Origin of the sequence: Halovenus halobia, from assembly GCF_051414135.1 — an archaeon.
Classification (GTDB): domain Archaea; phylum Halobacteriota; class Halobacteria; order Halobacteriales; family Haloarculaceae; genus Halovenus; species Halovenus halobia.
In genome coordinates this window covers 42,621-62,768 of the sequence record NZ_JBLKOA010000010.1, presented here as the reverse complement: position 1 = coordinate 62,768, position 20,148 = coordinate 42,621, and the positions used below count along the sequence as shown (strand labels likewise).

Here is a 20,148-nt window from a genome sequence, read left to right as displayed (position 1 = left end):
TGTCCACACCTGGTATAGACTTGGCCCATACATAACCGTTGGGGAATCGGGATGCCTGAGTACCGCCTGTTCGCTCGACCCCCGCCTGAAGACGGGGGTATGCGCTCACCTTTTTATCAAGGCGCTGGCGGCGGGGACCAAAGCCGCCGAGAAGCGGATTCACGAACTCTGTGACCGCTTTGGCAAGGACACCTATCTGGAAGCGTGTGACGCCATTCTCGACCGAACCCGCGACGGGATGATCGACCTCATTCACGAGTTCATTCCGGAAGGCGAGCGCTACACCTTCGTGGACTATGTCGATGACGACGGGATGGGCAACGGGCCAATCAAACTGAAACTCGAAATCTACCGCGAGGGCGAGACGGTCTATCTGGACTGGACCGGCACCGACGACCAGGTCGAGGGCACGGTGAATTTCCTGCTGAACGAGGAGATGTTCAAGATGTTCACCGGAGTCTTCCTCATCATGGCCTTCGACCCGCTGCTGACGTTCAACGACGGCTACTACGACCTCTTCGACGTGCATCTCCCGGAGGGGTCTGTCGTCCAGCCAGAGTTCCCGGCTGCGCTCGGTAACCGACTGCCGATGATGGCCCGGCAGTTCGACGTGCTGCAGGCGACGTTCTCGAAGCTCATCGACGGCTTCTCCGTCGCCGGGAGTTACGGCACCTCGCCGAATCTCGTCTACGCGGGGACAGACTCGGAGGGCAACGACTTCCAGATGCTCGAAATTCTCTACGGCGGGATTCCGGCCCGTCCTGGCGGTGACGGCCTCGATGGTCACTCGTGGTGGCCGCTCTTTCGAACGGTGCCGGCTGAGTATCAGGAAGCGTACTACCCCCTCTCTATTGATGAGTACAGCACCCGCGAAGACACCGGCGGCGCCGGGCAGTTCCGGGGCGGCCACGGCATCACCAAGGTGTACACCTTCGAGGAACCCGGCGCAATCACGTTCCAAGACGACCGCGCACACACCTATCCGTGGGGCGTTGAGGGCGGCAAACACGCACAGACGAGCGAGAAGAAACTCATCCGCGCCGACGGCACCGAGGAAGAATTACCTTCGAAGGTCGAAAACGTCGCGGTCGAGCCCGGCGATAAGCTGCTGTTCAGCACGGCCGGCGGCGGTGGACTCGGCGACCCGCTCGAACGCGACCCCGAAGTCGTGGCGACCGAAGTTGCCCGTGGGCTCATTACCGAAGACGCTGCCCACGAAGAGTACGGTGTCGTCCTCGACGGCGACGGTGTCGACGAGCCCGCCACGGAGACGCGTCGGGCAGAGCTACGCGGGAGCCGCGACGACGCCGAAGAGTTCGACTACGGGCCGCTTCCGGACGACGAGGAGTTGGCCGAGCGCATCGCCACGGAACGCGACGAATTCGAGGACAGACACAACTGAGCTATGGCGGACGACGAAGGGTTCAGCCGTGACAGCCCCGAGAACTTCGGCGAGCGAGTCGGCCTCGGCGAGCAGCCAGCGCTGGTCGTCATCGACCTCATCACCGCCTTCACCGACCCGTCGACGGACCTCGGCGCGGACTTCGACAGCGTGGTCGCACAGACCGAGCGACTACTCGAGGGCTTCCGCGAGGCTGACCTGCCGCGATATTTCACGACGGTGGCTTATCAGGAGTCCTACGGCGACGCCGGCCGGTTCGTCGAGAAGGTGCCGGCGCTGAAGGAACTGCGTGAGGGGACCGAGGCGGTGACTGTCGACGAGCGACTCGCGCCCCGGGGTGACGAGCGAGTGCTCCTGAAGAAGTACGCGAGTGCCTTCTTCGGGACCGACCTCGAAACAGAGTTGAGCACCCACCGCGTGGATACGCTCGTTCTCGCCGGCGTCACCACGAGTGGCTGTGTTCGCGCCACCGCAGTCGACAGCCTGCAGCACGGCTACCGGACAATCGTGCCCGCGGACGCTGTCGGGGACCGCGAACAGGAGCCCCACGAAGCAAATCTCTACGACATCGACACGAAGTACGGCGATGTGGTGACGACCGAGGACGTACTCGCACATCTCGACCATGAGTAGGAACACACTTCGGACGGCTGGTATCGAGCGACGACGACCGACGGACAGGGAGGGACAGCGATGACCGACGCTGGCGCGACCCTCCGGACCCTGCTCGACCGTGACGAGTTGCTGGTCTGTCCGGGCGTCCACGACCCGCTGACCGCGGCCGTCGCCGACGCCGTCGGCTTCGACGCTATCTACATGACCGGCTACGGCACCTCGCTGTCACAGACGGGCTATCCCGATGCAGGGCTGATTACGATGCCCGAGATGATCGACAACGCCGCGAATATTCAGGAACGAATCAGCGTTCCGCTGATTGCCGACGCCGACAACGGCTACGGCAACGCGACCAACGTCATTCGAACAGTCCGAGAATACATCAAGGCCGGCGTCGGCGCGATTCACATCGAGGACCAGACTTTCCCCAAGCGCTGTGGCCACACCAAGGGCCGGCAAGTCATCGGCCGCGAGGAGGCCGTCGGCAAGATTGCAGCAGCGGCAGACGTGCGTGACGACCGCGGCGAGGACTTCGTCCTGATTGCCCGGACCGACGCACGCGGGACGGGCGATGGCTCGCTGGACGACGCCATCAACCGAGTCAACGACTTTCTCGATGCCGGCGCCGACGTGGGATTCGTCGAGGGACCGACCGACGAAGCCGAACTCGAGCGAGTTGGCCGGGAGGTTGACGGGCCACTCCTGTACAACTTCGTCGGTGAGATTGGGAGTTCACCCTACGTCGAGTTGGCTGACCTCCGAGAGTGGGGCTTCGACCTGACTATCTTCCCAATTGCGGCGACGCTGTCGACCATCGCAAACGTCTACGCCGACATGGCTGCCTTCGCCGAGGACCCTGTCGCGGCGATGGAGGCCATCGACGAGCAGTTCGCGGCACAGCCAGTCGGCAGTTTGCACGACTTCTCTGGATTCCCGGAAGTCGTCGAGTGGGAGCGCCAATATCTCCCCGACGAAGAGCAGGAGAAATACGAGGGGTCGCTGGGTGACGAAGTTGAGTGAGCGCTGGCGAGTTCACCGATTTCGGTCTATCCATTCACAGAACTTCTCGAAGTCGCGTGCCCCGGCCTGATCGGCGATACTCCGGAGCGTGCCAACATCAACCGAATCGTGCAGTGGAACCGGGACTGTCCGGGCGTCGGCGTCGTGGTCGTCGGGTGGTTCCCACCGAAGAATAGCGTGGTCGCCGTTCGTTCGGTCCCACTCGTAGATGCCGCTGTTTACCATCACCGTCACGATTTCTCGGCCAGAGAACTGTGTCCGGGACATCCAGCGATTTACTCGAAAATATCAGACTTGTCGATGGACCCCGATTCGTTGTTTTCGGGGTCGATGCCGAGTTCTCGAAGTTCCTCGTCTGTCGGTGACTCACCAGCGCCGTGGTAGCCAGCGACGGCCTCGTCGAGGTTTTCGAGTGCGGCCTGCCGGGTTGGTCCTTGTGACGTGACGCCCGTGTCTTCGTCGCGGGCAATCCACACGTCACCGTCCTCACCGAGTGACAGCGAGATATCGACCGGCACGGCCATGTCCTCTTCTCGGCGTTTGTCAGCGTCGGTGCTCATATGCACGGTAGGGGCGGCATCGTACATAAACGCCCGGCGAGCTATTGCGGTTGAGATGAGAGTTAAACACGACCTGAGCCGTTTCGCATCCCTTTTACAGATTGGGGCGCTACGTTGCTCTGAATGATTTCGAAGGGCTGTGAACAGTGCGCCGAGGGCGGGAAGATGGTCCTCTTTGTCTACGGCTACTGCGACCAGCGCGACTGTTTTTACTGCCCGCTCGGCGAGAACCGCAAAAACGTCACCGACGTCTACGCCAACGAGCGCGAGGTAACCGAGGAGCAGGATATTATCGACGAAGCGAAACGAATGGAGGCGATGGGCTCGTCCATCACCGGCGGCGAACCACAGGAGGTACTCGACCGGACCTGCCGCTATCTCGAACTGCTCAAAGACGAGTTCGGCGAGGACCACCACACGCACCTCTACACTGGTATCACCGGCGGCCGAGAGAATATGCGCCGACTGTCCGAGGCGGGACTGGACGAAATTCGCTTCCACCCGCCGTTCGAGCAGTGGGGCGACCTCCACGGCACCGAGTGGGAAGACATTCTCTACATCGCACGCGAGGAAGGACTCACGCCCGCCTTCGAGATTCCGGGCATCCGCGCCGAAGAGGAGTTCTTGGAGTTTCTCGACGAGGGTGCAGCCGACTTCTGTAACATCAACGAGTTCGAGATGAGCGACGGGAACTTCCGGCGGATGCAGGAGGAAGGCTACGAACTGAAGGACGGCCACATGAGTGCCGTCGAAGGCAGCCACGAGATTCTGGAAACGATGGGCGACCACGAGAAGGTCTATTTCTGTACCTCAGTGTTCAAAGACGCCGCCCAGCACCGGAACCGACTCAAACGAATGGCGAACAATATTCGCCGGCCATTCGACGAGGTGACCGACGACGGCACGCTCGTCTACGGCAAGACGTGGGCTGACGACGACCACCTCGACGAACTCGGCGTCCCTGCAGATTACTACACGGTCAAAAGCGACCACGTCGAACTCGCGTGGTGGCTCCTCGAAGAGATGGTCGAAGATGGTGACCTCGACAAGGGCGAAATCGTCGAGCAGTACCCCACCGTCGAGGGCACTGTCGTCGAGCGGACGCCGCTGGCGTAACGATGTATCTCTCTCATCCCGTCCGACGAATGCGCGAGGACCCTATCGAGGGCGAGGCTGTTGTCCTGATTGTGACTGCCGAGGAGGGCCAGCGCGACGACCTCGAATCAGCTATCGAAGAGTTGGACGCCAGTGTGACCGACCGCCTGCAGTTCGGTGCACTCCGAGTCGAAACCGAACAGCAGCGAATCGATGCTATCTGTGACCTGTCGGGCATCGACTCACTCAAGACCGAGGACGCGGTCGGAATTGGCGGCGACGCGGGCGAAGACGTCTAGAGTGGGTACAGGACCACGAGAATCACGAGTCCGAGTAGCACCAGCACCCCTCCGCCGATGAGTCCGCTGTAGTTGATGTAGCTTTTGACCTCTTCGTCGCCGGCAAAACCAGAAGATGTAGGCGAGAACGCCGACAGCGTACAGCGCGCTCGCGGCCCGGTTTTTCGCCGACCCGGAGGTGGAGGCAATTCGCCAGGCGTAGACGGCGACGAGGTACAGCAGTTGGACGATAGTGTTGGCAATCGTCATGATGATGAAATCTCGGCTGGTGATGTGACCGAGTTCGTGAGCCATCACGCTCGCCGTCTCCTCGTCGTCGAGGAACTCGAAACAGCCCTCAGTGAGCACGATGCGGGCGTTGTACCGCCCCGAGCCGTAGGTGAAGGCGTTGGGGTTGCGGTCGTCGATATAGCCGATTTTCGGCGTCTCGTAGTCGTATTCGGCGGTTACCTCCTCGATGACCGCAGCGGAGGCCGGGGAGCGGTCGCGCAGTTCGTCGAGAGAAATCCACTCCAGGCCGTACAGCCACCCGTAGATGAAGTCGTTAATCCACGGGCCAACCAGGAGGGTGCCGACGCGAATGGTCAGCGGCGGGTCGTTGTGTTCGACCGCGTTTCGCAGTAGATTCTCGAACAGCGTCCGCAACTGGTCGGGGTCGCCGAGGACCGTCGGCGAATCGTGCTGGTCGAGCGTCGCGCCGTCGGCCTCGACCATCGCCCAGCAGTCCTCGACGAGCGGGCCCAGCGCGACGGGTTCGGGGTCGGTGACGCGTGTTCCATGGCGGGCTAACTGTAGCGTCTCCTCGACGATCTGTTCCATCCGCTCCAGTGCCCCAGCAACCGTGTCGAGGCGGGCGTCGTCGTACTCGTCTCTGAGCAGCGCCACGTTGCCGCTGGCGACGTTGAGTGGATTTCTGAGGTCGTGAGAGAGGACACTTCGGAACTGGTCGAGCTGTTCGTTCTTCTGTTCGAGCCGTCGGCGGCGGCGGTTTTGTTCGGTCGTGTCCCGGAAGACGACCACGCAACCGAGACTGAGCGCCTCGTCTCCGTGGATATGTGACACCTGCACGTCGAGCGAGCGCTCGTCGTCGAGGATGAGTTCGGTCGCAGTTGGGAGTCCGCCGTCAGTCCAGGCCATCTCATCGGAGAGCGGCCTAAAAAATCGCTCCGCGTTTAGCCCACGCCACTGGTCGGGCGCATCGACAAGCGCCCGTGCGGCCGGGTTGCAGTCGACGACGCGGCCGTCGCTGTCGACCATGACGACCGGGTCGTCCATCATCTCGACGAGGTGTCGTCGCCCGACAGGTGCCGGTTCGAGCAGTCGGTATCGGAACACCGCGACGGCGAACGCACCGCTCATTACCACAAGTGACTGTGTCGTGAAGTTCACCGCAGGAGTGGTGATGCCGGCGAACAACAGCGTGTTGTATCCGACTGGCACACCGATCCCGAACAGCAACACGAGTATCTGCCCCCCGGCAAGTCGTGATTTCGTTTGGAGAATATAGCGGACAAGAATGACACTACTGACAACGACGAGACTGTACATGTATAGCTGAAAAATCCGGAACGAGAGCTTGAGCGTTCGGTCGAGAAACTGCCACTGCTCGACAGTGACGCCAGCCACGGTAACCGGCCCCAGCGTCATAAGGCCGCGGGCCTCGTAGAGAAACTCGGGAGCGAGGACGACTGTGATGACGTTGACAATCATATGGAGAGCGACAAAGCCCAGCGTCCACCGGTTGATAAATCGCTCGTGCCCCGCGTACGCGAGTGCAAACCACAGTAATGCGTACCCTGTACCGAACAGGCCGACGCTGTTGACGATATTCGCCCAGAACAACTGGATTTCAGGTGTCAAGAACAGATAAGTCATCGCGACGCCGAACTCTGTCACAGCGAGGGCAGCCATGAGCGCGATAAACGCTGGAACTTCGAGCGAGCTCGTCTGGTCCCGGTATCTCACCGCGCCGAAGGCGGCAAGCGAGAGCGAAAAGAGACACGTTGCGGCGCTCAAAAGAGTCCAGAGCGTGAGCTGATATGCCACAATTAACCGACTATGAGAAGTTGTGGCGTATTTTTAGTCGGGTACCGGAATTATTCTCTGGATAATTCCGGACTCACAGGACGGTGTCGGGACTACGGTGGTCATCGTCTACCGAAGGGGAAAGAGCGTGTGACAAGAAGAGGGGTGGTCCCTCTGTCTTTTCGTAGGACGTGGTGGCGTATATAATCGAGCCAGCCGGAGTGAAAGTGAAAGTGCCCGACAGCAGCGGGTTGCAAATCGCTACCAGAGGGCACTGGATGGAGTCAGGCGAGCAGCGCCGGTCCGAATATCATCACCAGCACGGCAAAGACCATCCCGATGGTGACGATACTCGTGAAGACGGTGACGATGAGTCGGCGGTTCGGCACCGGAAGTCGAGAGACGACAGACTCGGAACTCGCCCGGAGGATGTGGCCGCCGTCGAGTGGGAACGCCGGGATACAGTTGAACAGCGCGAGGTTGAAGTTGACCCACCAGGCCCAAAACAGGAAATTAATCGCCGTGAACACCAGTCCACCGAGCACTGAGAGCGGCCCCTGAACGGTGTAGAAGCTTGCGACGGCACCGTTGAAGCCCGCGAAGTTGTACGGAATCGTCGGGTCGAGCAGCGTCGCAAACGGCAACACGAGCAGGTTCGCCATGTAGACCAGCACCGAGGTTACCGCCGGGAAGGCACCGGCGTTGCTGCCGTCGAGAAACGAGAGGAACTGCGCGGCGGGGTAGGTGTCGACGCCGAAATCGTCGAACACGAAGCCGGTGTAGCCGTCAGCGATAGCCACATCGTCGACGCCGAGACTGGATTGGTCGTCGAGCGTCGCGTTGTACACTCTGCGTTCGCCCTCGACGTAGGCCTCGACAGTGACCGTTGCGCCGGGGTCGCGGTCCGCAAGTGCGGCGTCGTACGCCGAGGCGTTGGCGACGCGCTGACCGTCGATGGCGGTGACGACGATCGACTGCCCTTTCGGTGCGCCCTCAGCAGCCAGCGCGCTGTCCTGTGGTATCTCGGCGATGTACGCACCGATTGGGACGGTGGCGTTGCCGCGGCTGGTTTCGAGTTCGGCGACCGGACGGTTCTCGACGGCGGCGGCGAAGCCGGGTTCGGTGTCTACTTGCGTCCCGTTGACGGCGGTGACGCGGGTGAGCGGCTCGGTTCCCACGATGTCGTCGGCAACGCCGTCGACGTGCTCGAAGATAAGCAGTCTGCGGTCGACGGTCACAGGGTCACCCTCCTGACGAGTGACGTCGACAGTGCGCGCGTCGTTACTGTCGAGTTCGTCGTCGAGTGCGGACGCATTCTCGATTGGCGTGCCGTCGATTTCGGTGACCACATCGCCGCGTTCGATGCCCGCTTCAGCGGCCCCGGAGCCGTCGAGTGCCGTCCCGACGTGTGCGCCAGAAACGGCAGCGACTGAGGCGGCAAGGGGCAACAGCAGGAGAATCGCAATAACACAGACGGCGAAGTTGTTGGTGATGCCAGCAGCGAACATCCGGGTCTGTGCACCCCGATTGGCTGCTTGCTGGCCTTCTGGGTCTGGTTCGACGAAAGCACCAATCGGGAGCAGTGCAAACGTTGCGATACCCATCGACTCGATTTCGATATCCTCGACACGGCAGAGCAGTCCGTGGCCGCCCTCGTGGACGACAAGTCCGACGAGCAAACCGAAGATAATTGCGGGCGCGGCAGCAGGCGGCAGGTAATCGTTGACTCCCGGGATGACGAGGGCGTTCTGTGGGCTCTGAATTGTCCCTGCGCCGTCTGGTTGGGCGAAAATCGCCGGCACGGAGATGACAACAGCAAGCCCGGCAATGACCATGACCACCAGCGCAATGCCGACACCGAGGTTCCCCCAGGCGCGCCAGAAGCGTTTGCGCTGGGCGAGTCGGTTGAGAAGTATCCGCCCGCGTTTCGTGTGGATTGTCGTAAGCGGACCCGTCACACTCACCGAGTCGGGGAGGTAACCGCGTGCGCTCAACCCCATCGCAACGACGGTATAGAGAATGATACCGAGGAGAAGCCACGTCAACAGGCCGAACATTACATAGGTTGTAGGGCGGTCAAGCAAAGAGGGTTTGGTCTCGGTGGGCCGCCCCCCAGAGATTCGGGCGGAGTGCAGGCGGTGAGTTACACAGAATATTAAGTTGCCGCCCGGCGCAGAGCCACTATGGCAGAGATTCCACCGGCATTTCACGACCTCTTCGAGAAAGCGACGTTCGCACACGTGACGACGATGTTCCCGAACGGACTCCCCCACACCAGTCCGGTCTGGATTGGCTACGACGAGGCCGACGACCGACTGCTGGTCAACACCGAACGCCACCGACAGAAGTGCAAAAACGTCGAGCGAAATCCGGCCGTCTCGGCAAGTATGCTCGACCCCGAAAACCCGTACCGCTATCTCTCGGTCAGCGGCGAAGTCGAGGAAACCACTACAGAGGGTGCTCGCGAGCACATCGACGAACTCTCACAGCGCTATTTCGGCGAGCCATATCCCCAAGAAATCGTCAGCGAGCGCGTGATTCTCCGCATCCGTCCGGAGCGTGTCTTCAGCGCCGACCCGAACTAGCGTTCACGCCGGAGTCGCGCCACGACGAACTCCTGGTCCAGTCTGGCGAGGAACGGCCCGAGTTTCGGCCCTTCGTCGTCGTCGAAAAACAGCCGATAGCCCGCGCCGAAAAAGTCCCCGACAGCGATATCGTACTCCTCGGCCAGGTCGAAAATCTCGGCCTGAATCGCCTCGCCATCGTTGCCGTCCTCCACAAATGTCGCAAGGTCCGAGAGCGCTGCTGCTGTAGCGTCGTCGAAGTCCGTCTCGGGGAGCGTCGAGCGCTTGAGTTCGTAATCGAAGGCATTCTCGGTCAGTCGGGCCCATTCGCGGGCGCGGCTGACCCGCGAGAGCGCTTCCTCGATGGCCCACTCCGGTGCGTCGTCGGGGATGTGCCCCTCTCGGCGGGCAATCTCTTCGCGCAGTTCGGGGTCGTCGGTCATCCCGAGTACGGCAGCGAAGGTGTAGGGGATGCGAATCCGCTGTTCGCGCACCTCGTCGACGAGTATCGGGTAGAGCCGTTCAGCCAGCGCTCGCTCGCTTTCTTCCGCATCTGCGCCGAAGTAGACGGCCTCGAGGCGGTCGAACTCGTCGACGAGCTGGTCGATGCGCTCGATGCTGAAATCCCGCTGCTTGAGCGGTTCTTTCCCGAAGAAGTACCGGAATACTTCGGGTTCGAGCACGTCGAGCACCTCGCCGACGGTGACAATATTTCCTTCCGAGGAGGACAGCGCCTCGCCTTCGAGGGTAAACCACTCGTAGACCATGCCAACCGGCGGCTCGACGCCGAGGACGGTGCGAGCGATATCGACGCCGCTGGGCCAGGAGCCCTCAGCGTGGTCCTTGCCGAAGGGCTCGAAGTCCACGCCGAGCACCTGCCACTGGGCGGGCCACTCGAAGCGCCACGGAAGCTTGCCGTCCTGGAAATCAGCCGTGCCTTCGTGGTCACAGCCGTCGATTGTGTCACCGCCTGCCTCGCTGTCGGTACAGCGGTAGGCGACCGTGCCGGCGTCGAGGTCCACGTCGGTAATCGTCTCAGTCAACTGCCCACAGTTCTCGCAGCGGGCGAAAAATGGAACGTAGTCCTCGTCGACTTTATTCTGGTACTCAGAGAGCGTTTCGCGGGCCTGGTCAGCGTTTTCGAGCACCTGTCGCGTGACGGCATCGAACTCGCCGGATTCGTACAGTTCGGTGTTCGAGACGAACTCCACGTCGACGCCGAGTTTCTCGGTTTCGCGGCGCAGCAGTTCGGTGAAGTGTTCGCCGTAGGAGTCACAGCAGCCGAAGGGGTCCGGAACGTCGGTGTACGGTTTGCCGAGGTTGCGACCGAGCGCGCCGGCGTCGACCTCGCCGAGACCGACGAGATTCCCATCGAGGTCAGCCAGTCGTCGGGGAATTGCCCGGAGGCGGTCACGGTCATCCGCAGTGAACACCTGTGCGACTTCGTGACCTCGCGTCCGTAAGACTTCAGCGACGATGTAGCCGCGCAGAATCTCGTTTGCGTGGCCAATGTGGGGAACCCCGGAGGGCGAGACACCGCCCTTGATCACGATTGGGTCGCCGTCGCTGTGTGCTTCGATGGCGTTGGCGGCGGCGTCAGCCCAGAATGGCTCCGTGCTGTCGAGGACATCGTAGGGGTCGGGATGGTCGGTCATGCCTCGTCCTCCGGCACAACGTCGGTGCCGTCGTGTGTGCCGTCGACTGCTCGAGTGAGCGCTGTCGGGTCTGTGCCGTCGAGCACAACCGCACGAAGGCCCGAGCGCTGGAGGAGTTTCGTCGCCAGCAGGTCGACCGGTGCGTTGCTCCCGGCAGCGAGTTCGATGTCCGAGACAATGTCGACCAGTTCTGCGGCGGTCATCGAGTCGAATTTTTCGGCGTCGGGGTCGGTGTCCGGGTCAGCCTCGTAGACGCCGGAAACACTGGTGGCGTAAATCAACAGGTCAGCGTTGGTGTATTCCGCCAGCGCCGTCCCAACAGCGTCGGTGGTGTGTCCGGGGACAGTCCCGCCCATCACGGGAATATCGTCCTGACGAAGCGCCTCTCGCGCCCGCTCGTGTGTCTCGACTGGCGTCGGGACCGCACGGTCCTCGAGCGCAGCAATCAGCAGGCGAGCATTCAGGCGAGTGACGGCAATGCCGAGCTGGTCGAGTTCCATCTCGTTGGCCCCAATGTCGCGGGCAGCACCGATGTACGTGCGTGCAGTCGGTCCCCCGCCGACGACAGCACCCACAGTATGTCCCGCGTCTTCGAGTTCTCGGAGTACCCGCCCGTACTCCGCAACGCGGTCGGACTCGACATCCGGCGCGAGAACGCTCCCGCCGACAGAGACGATTACTTTCATTGCCTCGCTGTAACCGTGATTCCATCTTAAGGGTTGTCAACACCGGCGGAGGCCCGAGCTAGCTCTGCGACAATGTACCGGTGTATTCTGCTGGTTTTCGAGGGTGAGAGAGCCATTATTCCAGCTATTTTTCACCGAATATATACTGTCTGAGCAACCCCAAATTACTAGTACAAAATTTGTTTTAAACAATCTAAGCAGTTTAGCGTCGTTCGTAAAAAGTGCGTTTTACGGTGATTCAGCCTGAATGCAGTCAAACCAACACGAAGCTTCCTTTCTTTATATCCCCCTGTACCGCCATTAGCTAAGTGTAGACATGAGCACGACACAATCCTCCGACGATGTCCGGTCGAAAGAAGACCGACTCCGGTCGTATCTCAAAGGGAAGGCCCAGGACGGAGAAATGTACTTCAAGAGTAAGTTCATCGCGGACGAGGTCGGGCTCTCGCCGAAAGAGATCGGTGCGCTGATGGTCAAACTCAAAGAAAACACGATCGAACTGGAAATCGAGAAGTGGTCGTACACGAGTGCGACCACCTGGCGCGTCGAGCCGGCATAGCGTGTCGTGTTCGGTCCCCGCCCTCCGCACAACACGACTGTCGCCCGACGGGCCGTGCTTTTTATACTGGTCAGCAAGGCGAATACCCCGACCTTCCGAAAACCACAGGTTTTCGGCTTTTGCAAATCTTCGATTTGCGTCAACACCGCGGTCGGGGATGAAGCTGACACTCGCTGATACAAACCATTAAGTAAACATATGTCTAACCAAGAGACAGCGATGGAACACAGTTACCGCTACCGCGCTTACCCAACACAAGAGGTAGCGGACGGACTGGAACACCATCTGAATATTCATCGCCAACTCTACAACCACGTCCGCTGGGACTACCAACAAGCCCCAGAAGACGACAAACTGAGTGAGTACGACCAGAACAACAAACTCCCCAAGTGGAAGCGCAAGTGGTCGGTGTTCGGTGAACTACACTCGAAGGCCGCACAAGCCACCGTTGCACGCTTCCACCGTAACCTCTCGAACCTTCGCAAGAAAAAAAAGAAAGGGTACAACGTTGGTCGGCTCAAACGACAATCACCCACCGAATACCGGAGCGTGACGTACAGCCAGTCTGGTTTCGACCTTGATGAAAAGAGGGGCCACGACAAGTACGCGTACGTCCGCTTCAGCAAGATTGGGTGGGTGAAAATCCGGTATTCGCGCCCAATTCCCGACAACGCCACCATCAAAGAAGTCACGTTCAAGAAAGAGACGACCGGTGAATGGTTCGTCTCCTTCGGTCTGGAAACCAACGATGCCGACCTGCCCGAGAAACCCAACGTGGAAACGCTTGACACGAGCAACAGCGTCGGTATCGACCTCGGTATTCTCAACTACATCCACACCAGCAATGGGAAGACCGTGGACTGGCTCGACCTCGAAGACGAGTACGACATACTCCGACGAGAACAACGCAAACTCTCGCGGAAGGAGAACGGCTCGAACAACTACGAGAAGCAACGCCGAGAGGTCGCCAAAGTCAAACGCCACATTCGTCGGAAGGTGTTAGACTACCAGCACAAAATCACGACATGGCTCGTCAAAGAGTACGACGCTGTGTTCGTGGAAGACCTGAACGTCCAGAGTATGCTTCAGGGCGACGGAAACGCTCGTAACAAGCAGGATGCGGCGTGGCGACAATTCATCACCCTGCTCGAATACAAAGCTGATCTGCACGGAACGCACGTCGTTCAGGTCGAAGCACGGGGGACGACCAAAGAGTGCGCCAAGTGTGGTGTGGAGACAGCGAAGCCCATCTGGGTCAGGGAACATTCCTGCCCAGCGTGTGGGTTTGAAACGGATAGGGACGCGAATGCGGTCGTCAGACTACGTCTGACGGGCAGCAAACGCGTAGCGTTTGCGACGGCGATGAACGTCCTGAAGCGTGGGTTTTCTGAATTAGGGCTGGGATGGCCCGAATCAACGTCCTCAGAATCGCAGTGCGATTCTGATGGGCTGCGAAAATCGCATAGCGATTTTCGAACGCCTGTGGAGACTGTGACCGTCCCCAGAAACGCAGCGCGTTTCTGGTGTGCGAACGAGAGCTCCGCTCTCGTCAACGCTACGGACACGGCTCAATTTGAGTCTGTGTCTGCAAGTCGCGTCATCGAAACAGGAGGCCTACCCTCGTAAGAGGAGGATTCCCCGCGCCACCGTGCGCGGGGTAACATTCAAAGAGCAACAACACCTAACAGGGAGTGATGGGACGTAGTCAGGGGACGCCTCCGCGCGCGGAGGAGTTCGCCTCCGTTTTCGATGCCTACGAAGTTCGGACAGAGGACGATACTGTCCTGTACGTTGGCGAGCCAACGATTCCCGGCCAACAACTCGAACAAGAGCTGTGGCCGCTATTCCGAGAACGGGGCTACGAACTCTCGGTCCAGCGGGGCTACAAGACCGACGAGGGACTGCCGCTCTCGCGTGGCGAGTACGTTCTCGTTGCGGAACCGAACTCCACAAAAATCGACGGCATCCCGAGGACGAACCTCCTGTTGTTCGTCGCAACGATTTTCTCGACACTGTTCGCTGGGGCGATTTTCTGGTATCAGGTGCCCGTGTTCAGCGAACCGTGGCGGGCACTCGAAGCGTGGCCGTTTGTGGTGGCGGTGATGGGCGTCCTCGGCGTCCACGAACTCGGCCACTACGTCATGAGCCGATATCACAACGTTCAGGCGTCGTTACCGTACTTCATTCCCTTACCCACGTATATCGGGTCGATGGGTGCGGTCATCAAGATGCGTGGGAAGATTCCCGACCGAAAAGCGCTGTTCGACATCGGCGCAGCGGGACCACTCGCGGGACTGGCCGCAACAGTTGTCGTCACCGCAATCGGCCTCCAGCTCGACCCGATTCCGGCACAGCAGGCCGCCGTCGGACAGGCCGAAACCGCGGTCCGATTCAACCATCCGCCGCTGCTAGAACTGATCGCTATCGCAACTGGGGCGACCGAACAACTCGAAGCGAACAGTATTCATCCGGTCGTCTTCGGCGGCTGGGTCGGGATGCTCGTGACGCTTCTGAACATGCTGCCAGTGGGGCAACTCGACGGCGGTCACATCCTCCGTGCGATGGTCGGCAAACAGCAGGAACGGCTCGCAGCGATTGTTCCTGCGGTGCTGTTCGGGCTGGCGGCGTACCTGCTCGTGGTCGCTGATGGGGTCGATTCGGTTGGCATCTGGGCAATGTGGGGTCTGTTCGCGGTTGGACTCGCCTACGCCGGTCCTGCAGACCCAATCGACGACGAGGGGCTCGACCGGAAGCGGATGGCGCTCGGCGTCGTCACCTTCGCGCTCGCAGCGCTGTGTTTCACCCCGATTCCTGTCGAAATTGTCGAACTCACCTAACCGTGAGTGTACCCACGGTCGGGGAGCGTGTCGCCGTCGAGTGTCAGCCCCGACTCGACAACTGTACCGATTCTCGTGAACGGAACTGAAAGCTCCGCACGCAGCGAGTCGACAGCGGACTCGGGAACCGTACAGACCAGCTCGAAATCCTCGCCGAAGAAGGCCGTCAGTTCGCGCTTGCGGTCCGGTGAGTCCACAACCTCCTCGACAACGTCGTCGGCCGGGAGTGGCGACTCGATGGTGAACCCGCAATCACTCGCCTCGGCCAGTTGATGCAGCGAGCGGGCAAGCCCGTCGCTACTGTCCATCATCGCGCTTGCGTGGCCAGCAAGAACACGACCGGCGGCGACGCGGGGGTGAAACCGAAAGAGGTCGTTGGCGCGCTCGGTTTCGCCACGCTCGAAGAGTGCCAGTGCCGCGCCACTACGGCCGAGTGTCCCGGTTACGCAGACTGCCTCGCCGGGGGTTGCGCCGGAGCGAAACACTGGATTCTCGGTGCGGCCGGCGACGGTCGTGGTGACGGTCAACTCCTCGTGGTCATCAAGGTCACCGCCGACGTACGCTCCGCCGGTGAGTTCACAGACCTCGCGTGCGCCGCGGACGAACGCCTCGATTTCGTCCCAGTCGAGGGCAGGAGCGGCGTAGGCCGCGACGGCGGCGACCGGGTCGGCCCCCATCGCTGCAATATCCGACAGCGAGGCAGCGACTGACCGCCAGCCGGCAGTATATCGTGTTGTCCCGACAGGAAAGTCCGTCGAGCGATGCAGCATATCGGTCGTGATAGCCAGGCCGTCGACGACTGCGGCGTCGTCCCCCGCGCCGGGCACCGTCTCAGCAAGGGCCCTGAGAGCGTCGCGCTCGTCCATGCGCTGGCTACGCTGCGGGGGAACAAAAACGGCCCTGTCGGGCACTCCGGGTCTGAACTATCGATTTGTGAGGACCATGATGACAGTGGGCTGAATTTTTGCAGTGTATTTAAGTTAAGCGGGAGGGCTACAGTAGAACTGTATCTGGGATGAACGAAGAGCAGGGGCAGACAGAGACGGGGGAGTCGTCGCAGACAGGGAATTACTCGCACCTGGTCGAGGAGGCCGAGGACGGGTTGTACATGCTCGACGGGGATGGGCGGTTCGAGTTGCTGAACAGCGCGTTCGTCGAGTTGACCGGCTACGACCGTGAAGACCTACTCGGGGCAGACCCCCGACGCGTCCTCGCCGACGGGGAGGTCGAGCGCTTCAACGGCAAGATTCGGTCCGTCATCGCGACCGAAGACACGTCGGGGTCGATGTTGACGACAGTGGTTACAAAGGGGGGCCAGCGCAAACCCGTCGAAATTCGGTTTAGTCTGTTACCGTCCGAAGATGAGGAGTACGACGGCCTCACGGGCGTGGCGCGAGATATCCGAGCACGCCGGCACCGCGAGCAGAAACTCGACGTACTGAGCCGTGTCCTCAGACACAACGTCCGCAACCGGCTGAACCTGATTTTCGGCCACGCTGCGACACTGCAAGACGCCGACGACGAGACACATCGGGCAGCGGCAGAAAAGATCGAAGACGCCGCCGAAGAGCTGATGGAAATCAGCGAGAAAGCCCGGACCGCACAGACCGAGGTTGGGTTCAACCCCTCCGAGCACGACCGCACGGATGTCACAGAGTTGATCGAGCATCTGGCGGTCCAACTCCGCCGGGAACATCCTGCTGCGAACATCACACTCGATTTGCCCCCTGAACTGGTCGTCAGCGCGCCGGATTCGTATCGAATCGCGCTGAGCGAACTCGTCGAGAACGCCATCGAACACAATCCCGACGCGGAGCCGACCGTTGTCATTCGGGTCGAACAGACCGACAACGCGGTTCGAACAATCGTCGAAGACGAGTGTCCACCGATTCCAGAGAGCGACCTGCAGGCGATCAACGAGGGCAAAGAGACACCGCTGATGCACTCGCTTGGGATTGGCCTCTGGCTGGCAAACTGGGTGGCGGACACCGTCGGTGGCGAACTCGAACTGAACCGCCGGGCTGACGGGGCGGGCAACCAGGCGGTGATTGTGCTCCCGGGCGCCTGAAACCGACTGTCAGTCGGTCACACGGGCGCTGTCGGGCTTCACAACTGTTATATGACGCCGACAGGAAGGATTTGCCAATGACAACAGTCTACGACGTGCCTGCCGAGGACCTCATCGAGGCACTCGCAGAGACGCTCGCCGAAGAAGAGGCAGTCGAACAGCCAGAGTGGCTCGCATTCACGAAATCCGGTGCGGACCGGGAGCTTCCACCCGAACAGGACGACTTCTGGATTCGCCGGGCGGCGAGTCTGCTCCGAAAGGTCGCTATCGACGGGCCGGTCGGCGTCGGCGCGCTCCAGACCGAGTACGGCGGCAGCAAGCAGGGCTCGAACCGCTACAAAGTGCGGCCAAAACACAGCGCCGACGGCTCCGGCAACGTGATCCGAACCGCGCTCCAGCAGCTCGAAACCGCCGGCTACGTCGAGACCGGTGAAGGCGAGGGTCGGTCGGCCAGCGCCGACGGACAGGCACTGCTCGACGAGACGGCTGCCGAGGTACTCGAGGACCTCGACAACCCCGCGCTCGAACGGTACGCCTGAGGCAATGGCTCCCGGAGACAGCGAACCCCCGGCGGGGTCGCTGCTCGGGAATTTCCATCGTGACCTCAGAGATGGTATTGCGGTCCATCTCCCGTACGCGCTTGGTTCTGCGCTGCTGGTCTGTTGTTCGGTTGTTGCTGGCGCACTCTCACAGACAGTCGGAACTGGACAGCTCGCACGGTTGCCCTTCACTAAGCTCGCGAGTTCGGTCCTGACACAGGAGCGGTCAGTCGCCGCACTGGTGCAAGCAGATACAGAACTGCTGGCGGTGCTGGTCATTGGCGCAGTCACGCTCGGCATTGCAACGGCGCTTGGACTGGTCGCACAGGGCGTCGTCGTCGGTATCTTCCTTGGCTCCTCGGTCGGGACAATCCGTCCCGTGGTAGCGCTCGTCGCCGTAGCGCCGCACGGGCTCGTGAAACTACTGGGACTGGCGCTTGCGGCGTCGGTCAGCTTTCGGCTGGTCGCGCGAGCGCTTGCAGTTCTTATCGGGGTGCACAGTCGATTTCTCACCAACAGAGAGTGGCGCCAGACCGGACTCGTCATCGGACTCGCGTGGGTGACGCTGCTGCTGGCGGCGGTTATCGAGTCGTTCGTGACGCTGCGGCTCGTCAGACTATTCTGAGTGACCCACGTTGACAGTCAAGACCGGTGCGGCTGTCGAGCGGACAACGTCTTCGGTAACACTCCCGAGCATCTCGCGGGCGCTGCCAGTCCGCCCCGCTGTTGCCATCACCACGAGGTCGATGTCGTGCTCGTCGATGTACCGGCGAATTTCCGCCTCCGGAGCGCCCTCTGTGAGTGTCGTTTCGATATCGTGGCCCGCCTGTCGGGCGTGTTCGCGAGCCGTCTCGATAGCCTGTTCGCCAGCCTGTTCGAGCCTGTCGAGTGTGTCAGCAAACTCCTCGTCGAGTGTCTCGCTGGTTCCGGGCGTCTGGACGACGTGAATTGTGTGGAGTCGTGCGTCGAAGTTGTCGGCGATAGCGCCGGCGTGGTCGAGTGCTTGCTCGACGCCATCGGAGCCGTCGGTCGGAACGAGAATCTCGTCGTACATACACAACTGTTCACGGTGCAGAACGAAAATGCTGTGGCCGCGTCCCGACAATCCAGGATTACTGCTCGGCGAGTTCGAGTACGTCGTCGAAAAAGGACAGCGAATCGTGCGGGCCAGGATTTGCTTCGGGATGGTACTGGCGGGTGATGATCTTGAGGTCGTCGTTGTCCAGTCCTTCGGGCGTCTCGTCGTTGACGTTTCGCTGGGTGACTGTGAGTTTCTCGCCCGGGTCGGCAACGGTGTAGCCGTGGTTCTGGGTCGTCATGACGACCTTATCGGTGCGCAGATCACGCACTGGCTGGTTGACCCCGCGGTGACCGAACTCCATCTTCTCGGTGCGACCGCCCAGCGCGTTGGCAACGACCTGCTGGCCGAGACAGATACCAGCGAGCGGAACGTCGCCGACGTAGCTGTCGACAATCTCGCCGGCCTGCTCGAAGTTCTCCGGGTCGCCGGGTCCGTTGGAGATGAACAGCAGGTCGGGGTCGACTGCGTCGACTTCCGCTTCGGTGGCGTCGTAGGGAAGTTGGTGGACAACAGCGTCACGTTCGACCAGCGAGTCGATAATCGAGCCTTTCGCGCCGCAGTCGATGAGTGCCACGTCCGCACCCTCGCCGCCCTCGTTGTGGACGGTTGGCTCTCGAACCGACACCTGTGAGCCGATGTCAGTGTGGTCGGACATGTGCTTGCACTGGGCGAGTTCTTCGAGTGCGTCTTCCTCGGTGGCGTCGGGGCCGGCAGCGATACCGCACTTCATCGCCCCCTCGTCACGGATTTCGGTGACGATTTCGCGGGTATCGAGGTGGTCCACGGCTGGGACACCCTCTTCCTGCAGCCATTCCGCAACGTCGTCGGTCATCTCACGAGCGAGGACACCCCGCGGATGCACCCGATCAGACTCGAATCGTTCCTCGCGGACGCCGTAGTTGCCGATCAGCGGATAAGAAAAGGTCAGCAGCTGTTCCTCGTAGCTGGGGTCAGTCAAACTCTCCTCGTATCCTGTGTACGCGGTAGTGAACACCAGCTCACCGCGTGTCGTGCCCGGAGAACGCGCACGAGCCTCGATTACACGCTCGCCTTCGACCGCGACGTACGCATCAGTCATTACGAGATGCGTACGAAACTCCGGCTCATAAGGGTTGCTTTCGAAGGTCAGTTACGAAATTCGTA

The 20,148-nt window shown here is 61.0% G+C and carries 21 protein-coding genes; 12 read left to right on the top strand and 9 right to left on the bottom strand.

Translation table 11 applies throughout. The features are described from left to right. From ACMGFM_RS16330 to ACMGFM_RS16320, 3 genes are all read left to right on the top strand, one after another. Positions 1 to 1,402 (top strand): hydantoinase B/oxoprolinase family protein (locus ACMGFM_RS16330; protein WP_436903744.1); only part of this gene is annotated, 1,402 nt, incomplete at its 5' end. 3 nt (positions 1,403 to 1,405) lie between these two features. Next, on the top strand, positions 1,406 to 2,035 hold the full coding sequence (locus ACMGFM_RS16325; RefSeq protein ID WP_436903743.1) for an isochorismatase family protein: 630 nt from the start codon (positions 1,406 to 1,408) through the stop codon (positions 2,033 to 2,035). Between the two features lie 60 nt (positions 2,036 to 2,095). Continuing rightward, positions 2,096 to 3,037 (top strand): isocitrate lyase/PEP mutase family protein, encoded by a 942-nt coding sequence (locus ACMGFM_RS16320; protein WP_436903742.1) that lies wholly within the window; start codon positions 2,096 to 2,098, stop codon positions 3,035 to 3,037. Positions 3,038 to 3,049: 12 nt separating this feature from the next. Here the strand turns inward: ACMGFM_RS16320 and ACMGFM_RS16315 are convergent, their stop codons facing one another. Next, entirely contained in the window at positions 3,050 to 3,304 is a 255-nt protein-coding gene (locus ACMGFM_RS16315; protein WP_436903741.1) for a type II toxin-antitoxin system HicA family toxin, read from the bottom strand. 8 nt (positions 3,305 to 3,312) lie between these two features. Further along, positions 3,313 to 3,597, bottom strand: a complete 285-nt coding sequence (locus tag ACMGFM_RS16310) for a type II toxin-antitoxin system HicB family antitoxin (protein ID WP_436903740.1) — start codon at positions 3,595 to 3,597, stop codon at positions 3,313 to 3,315. A gap of 123 nt (positions 3,598 to 3,720) precedes the next feature. Between ACMGFM_RS16310 and ACMGFM_RS16305 the strand changes: the two genes are divergently transcribed. Continuing rightward, positions 3,721 to 4,713, top strand: coding sequence for a radical SAM protein (locus tag ACMGFM_RS16305; protein WP_436903739.1), 993 nt, complete (start codon positions 3,721 to 3,723; stop codon positions 4,711 to 4,713). Positions 4,714 to 4,742: 29 nt separating this feature from the next. Beyond that, complete coding sequence (locus ACMGFM_RS16300) at positions 4,743 to 4,991, top strand: hypothetical protein (protein ID WP_436903738.1); 249 nt, start codon at positions 4,743 to 4,745, stop codon at positions 4,989 to 4,991. Here the strand turns inward: ACMGFM_RS16300 and ACMGFM_RS16295 are convergent. Continuing rightward, positions 4,935 to 7,007 carry a histidine kinase N-terminal 7TM domain-containing protein gene (locus ACMGFM_RS16295; protein WP_436903737.1) on the bottom strand — a complete coding sequence of 691 codons (2,073 nt, stop codon included), beginning with the start codon at positions 7,005 to 7,007 and terminating at the stop codon, positions 4,935 to 4,937. The genes ACMGFM_RS16300 and ACMGFM_RS16295 overlap by 57 nt on opposite strands. Before the next feature lie 293 nt (positions 7,008 to 7,300). Further along, positions 7,301 to 9,073, bottom strand: coding sequence for a site-2 protease family protein (locus ACMGFM_RS16290; RefSeq protein WP_436903736.1), 1,773 nt, complete (start codon positions 9,071 to 9,073; stop codon positions 7,301 to 7,303). A 126-nt stretch (positions 9,074 to 9,199) separates the two neighbouring features. Here ACMGFM_RS16290 and ACMGFM_RS16285 point away from each other — a divergent pair, with 126 nt between their 5' ends. After that, positions 9,200 to 9,601 carry a pyridoxamine 5'-phosphate oxidase family protein gene (locus ACMGFM_RS16285; RefSeq protein ID WP_436903735.1) on the top strand — a complete coding sequence of 134 codons (402 nt, stop codon included), beginning with the start codon at positions 9,200 to 9,202 and terminating at the stop codon, positions 9,599 to 9,601. Here ACMGFM_RS16285 and lysS read toward each other — a convergent pair. Next, complete coding sequence (gene lysS / locus ACMGFM_RS16280) at positions 9,598 to 11,235, bottom strand: lysine--tRNA ligase (protein WP_436903733.1); 1,638 nt, start codon at positions 11,233 to 11,235, stop codon at positions 9,598 to 9,600. The genes ACMGFM_RS16285 and lysS overlap by 4 nt on opposite strands. Next, positions 11,232 to 11,921, bottom strand: a complete 690-nt coding sequence (gene pyrH, locus ACMGFM_RS16275; protein ID WP_436903732.1) for a UMP kinase — start codon at positions 11,919 to 11,921, stop codon at positions 11,232 to 11,234. Before pyrH ends, lysS begins: the two co-directional genes overlap by 4 nt. 316 nt (positions 11,922 to 12,237) lie before the next feature. On the opposite strand from pyrH, the gene ACMGFM_RS16270 reads away from it, so the two are divergent. The 3 genes from ACMGFM_RS16270 (at position 12,238) to ACMGFM_RS16260 (ending at position 15,317) form a co-directional block, all read left to right on the top strand. After that, positions 12,238 to 12,480 carry a DUF7123 family protein gene (locus tag ACMGFM_RS16270; RefSeq protein ID WP_436903731.1) on the top strand — a complete coding sequence of 81 codons (243 nt, stop codon included), beginning with the start codon at positions 12,238 to 12,240 and terminating at the stop codon, positions 12,478 to 12,480. Positions 12,481 to 12,699: 219 nt separating this feature from the next. Further along, positions 12,700 to 14,106, top strand: a complete 1,407-nt coding sequence (locus ACMGFM_RS16265) for an RNA-guided endonuclease InsQ/TnpB family protein (RefSeq protein WP_436903746.1) — start codon at positions 12,700 to 12,702, stop codon at positions 14,104 to 14,106. 68 nt (positions 14,107 to 14,174) lie between these two features. Then, positions 14,175 to 15,317 (top strand): site-2 protease family protein, encoded by a 1,143-nt coding sequence (locus ACMGFM_RS16260; protein ID WP_436903729.1) that lies wholly within the window; start codon positions 14,175 to 14,177, stop codon positions 15,315 to 15,317. Here ACMGFM_RS16260 and thiL read toward each other — a convergent pair. After that, positions 15,314 to 16,183, bottom strand: coding sequence for a thiamine-phosphate kinase (thiL, locus tag ACMGFM_RS16255; RefSeq protein WP_436903727.1), 870 nt, complete (start codon positions 16,181 to 16,183; stop codon positions 15,314 to 15,316). The genes ACMGFM_RS16260 and thiL overlap by 4 nt on opposite strands. Before the next feature lie 149 nt (positions 16,184 to 16,332). On the opposite strand from thiL, the gene ACMGFM_RS16250 reads away from it, so the two are divergent. The 3 genes from ACMGFM_RS16250 (at position 16,333) to ACMGFM_RS16240 (ending at position 18,549) form a co-directional block, all read left to right on the top strand. Further along, on the top strand, positions 16,333 to 17,385 hold the full coding sequence (locus ACMGFM_RS16250; RefSeq protein ID WP_436903726.1) for a PAS domain-containing sensor histidine kinase: 1,053 nt from the start codon (positions 16,333 to 16,335) through the stop codon (positions 17,383 to 17,385). A gap of 77 nt (positions 17,386 to 17,462) precedes the next feature. Continuing rightward, positions 17,463 to 17,924, top strand: coding sequence for a 30S ribosomal protein S19e (locus ACMGFM_RS16245; RefSeq protein WP_436903725.1), 462 nt, complete (start codon positions 17,463 to 17,465; stop codon positions 17,922 to 17,924). Between the two features lie 4 nt (positions 17,925 to 17,928). Further along, positions 17,929 to 18,549: a stage II sporulation protein M gene (locus tag ACMGFM_RS16240; RefSeq protein ID WP_436903724.1), complete on the top strand. Its 621-nt coding sequence runs from the start codon at positions 17,929 to 17,931 to the stop codon at positions 18,547 to 18,549. On the opposite strand, the gene ACMGFM_RS16235 is transcribed toward ACMGFM_RS16240, so the two are convergent. After that, positions 18,541 to 18,978 (bottom strand): universal stress protein, encoded by a 438-nt coding sequence (locus ACMGFM_RS16235; RefSeq protein ID WP_436903723.1) that lies wholly within the window; start codon positions 18,976 to 18,978, stop codon positions 18,541 to 18,543. The two genes, ACMGFM_RS16240 and ACMGFM_RS16235, sit on opposite strands and share 9 nt — an antisense overlap. A gap of 58 nt (positions 18,979 to 19,036) precedes the next feature. Further along, positions 19,037 to 20,083: a glutamine-hydrolyzing carbamoyl-phosphate synthase small subunit gene (gene carA / locus ACMGFM_RS16230; protein ID WP_436903722.1), complete on the bottom strand. Its 1,047-nt coding sequence runs from the start codon at positions 20,081 to 20,083 to the stop codon at positions 19,037 to 19,039. Positions 20,084 to 20,148 lie beyond the last annotated feature (65 nt).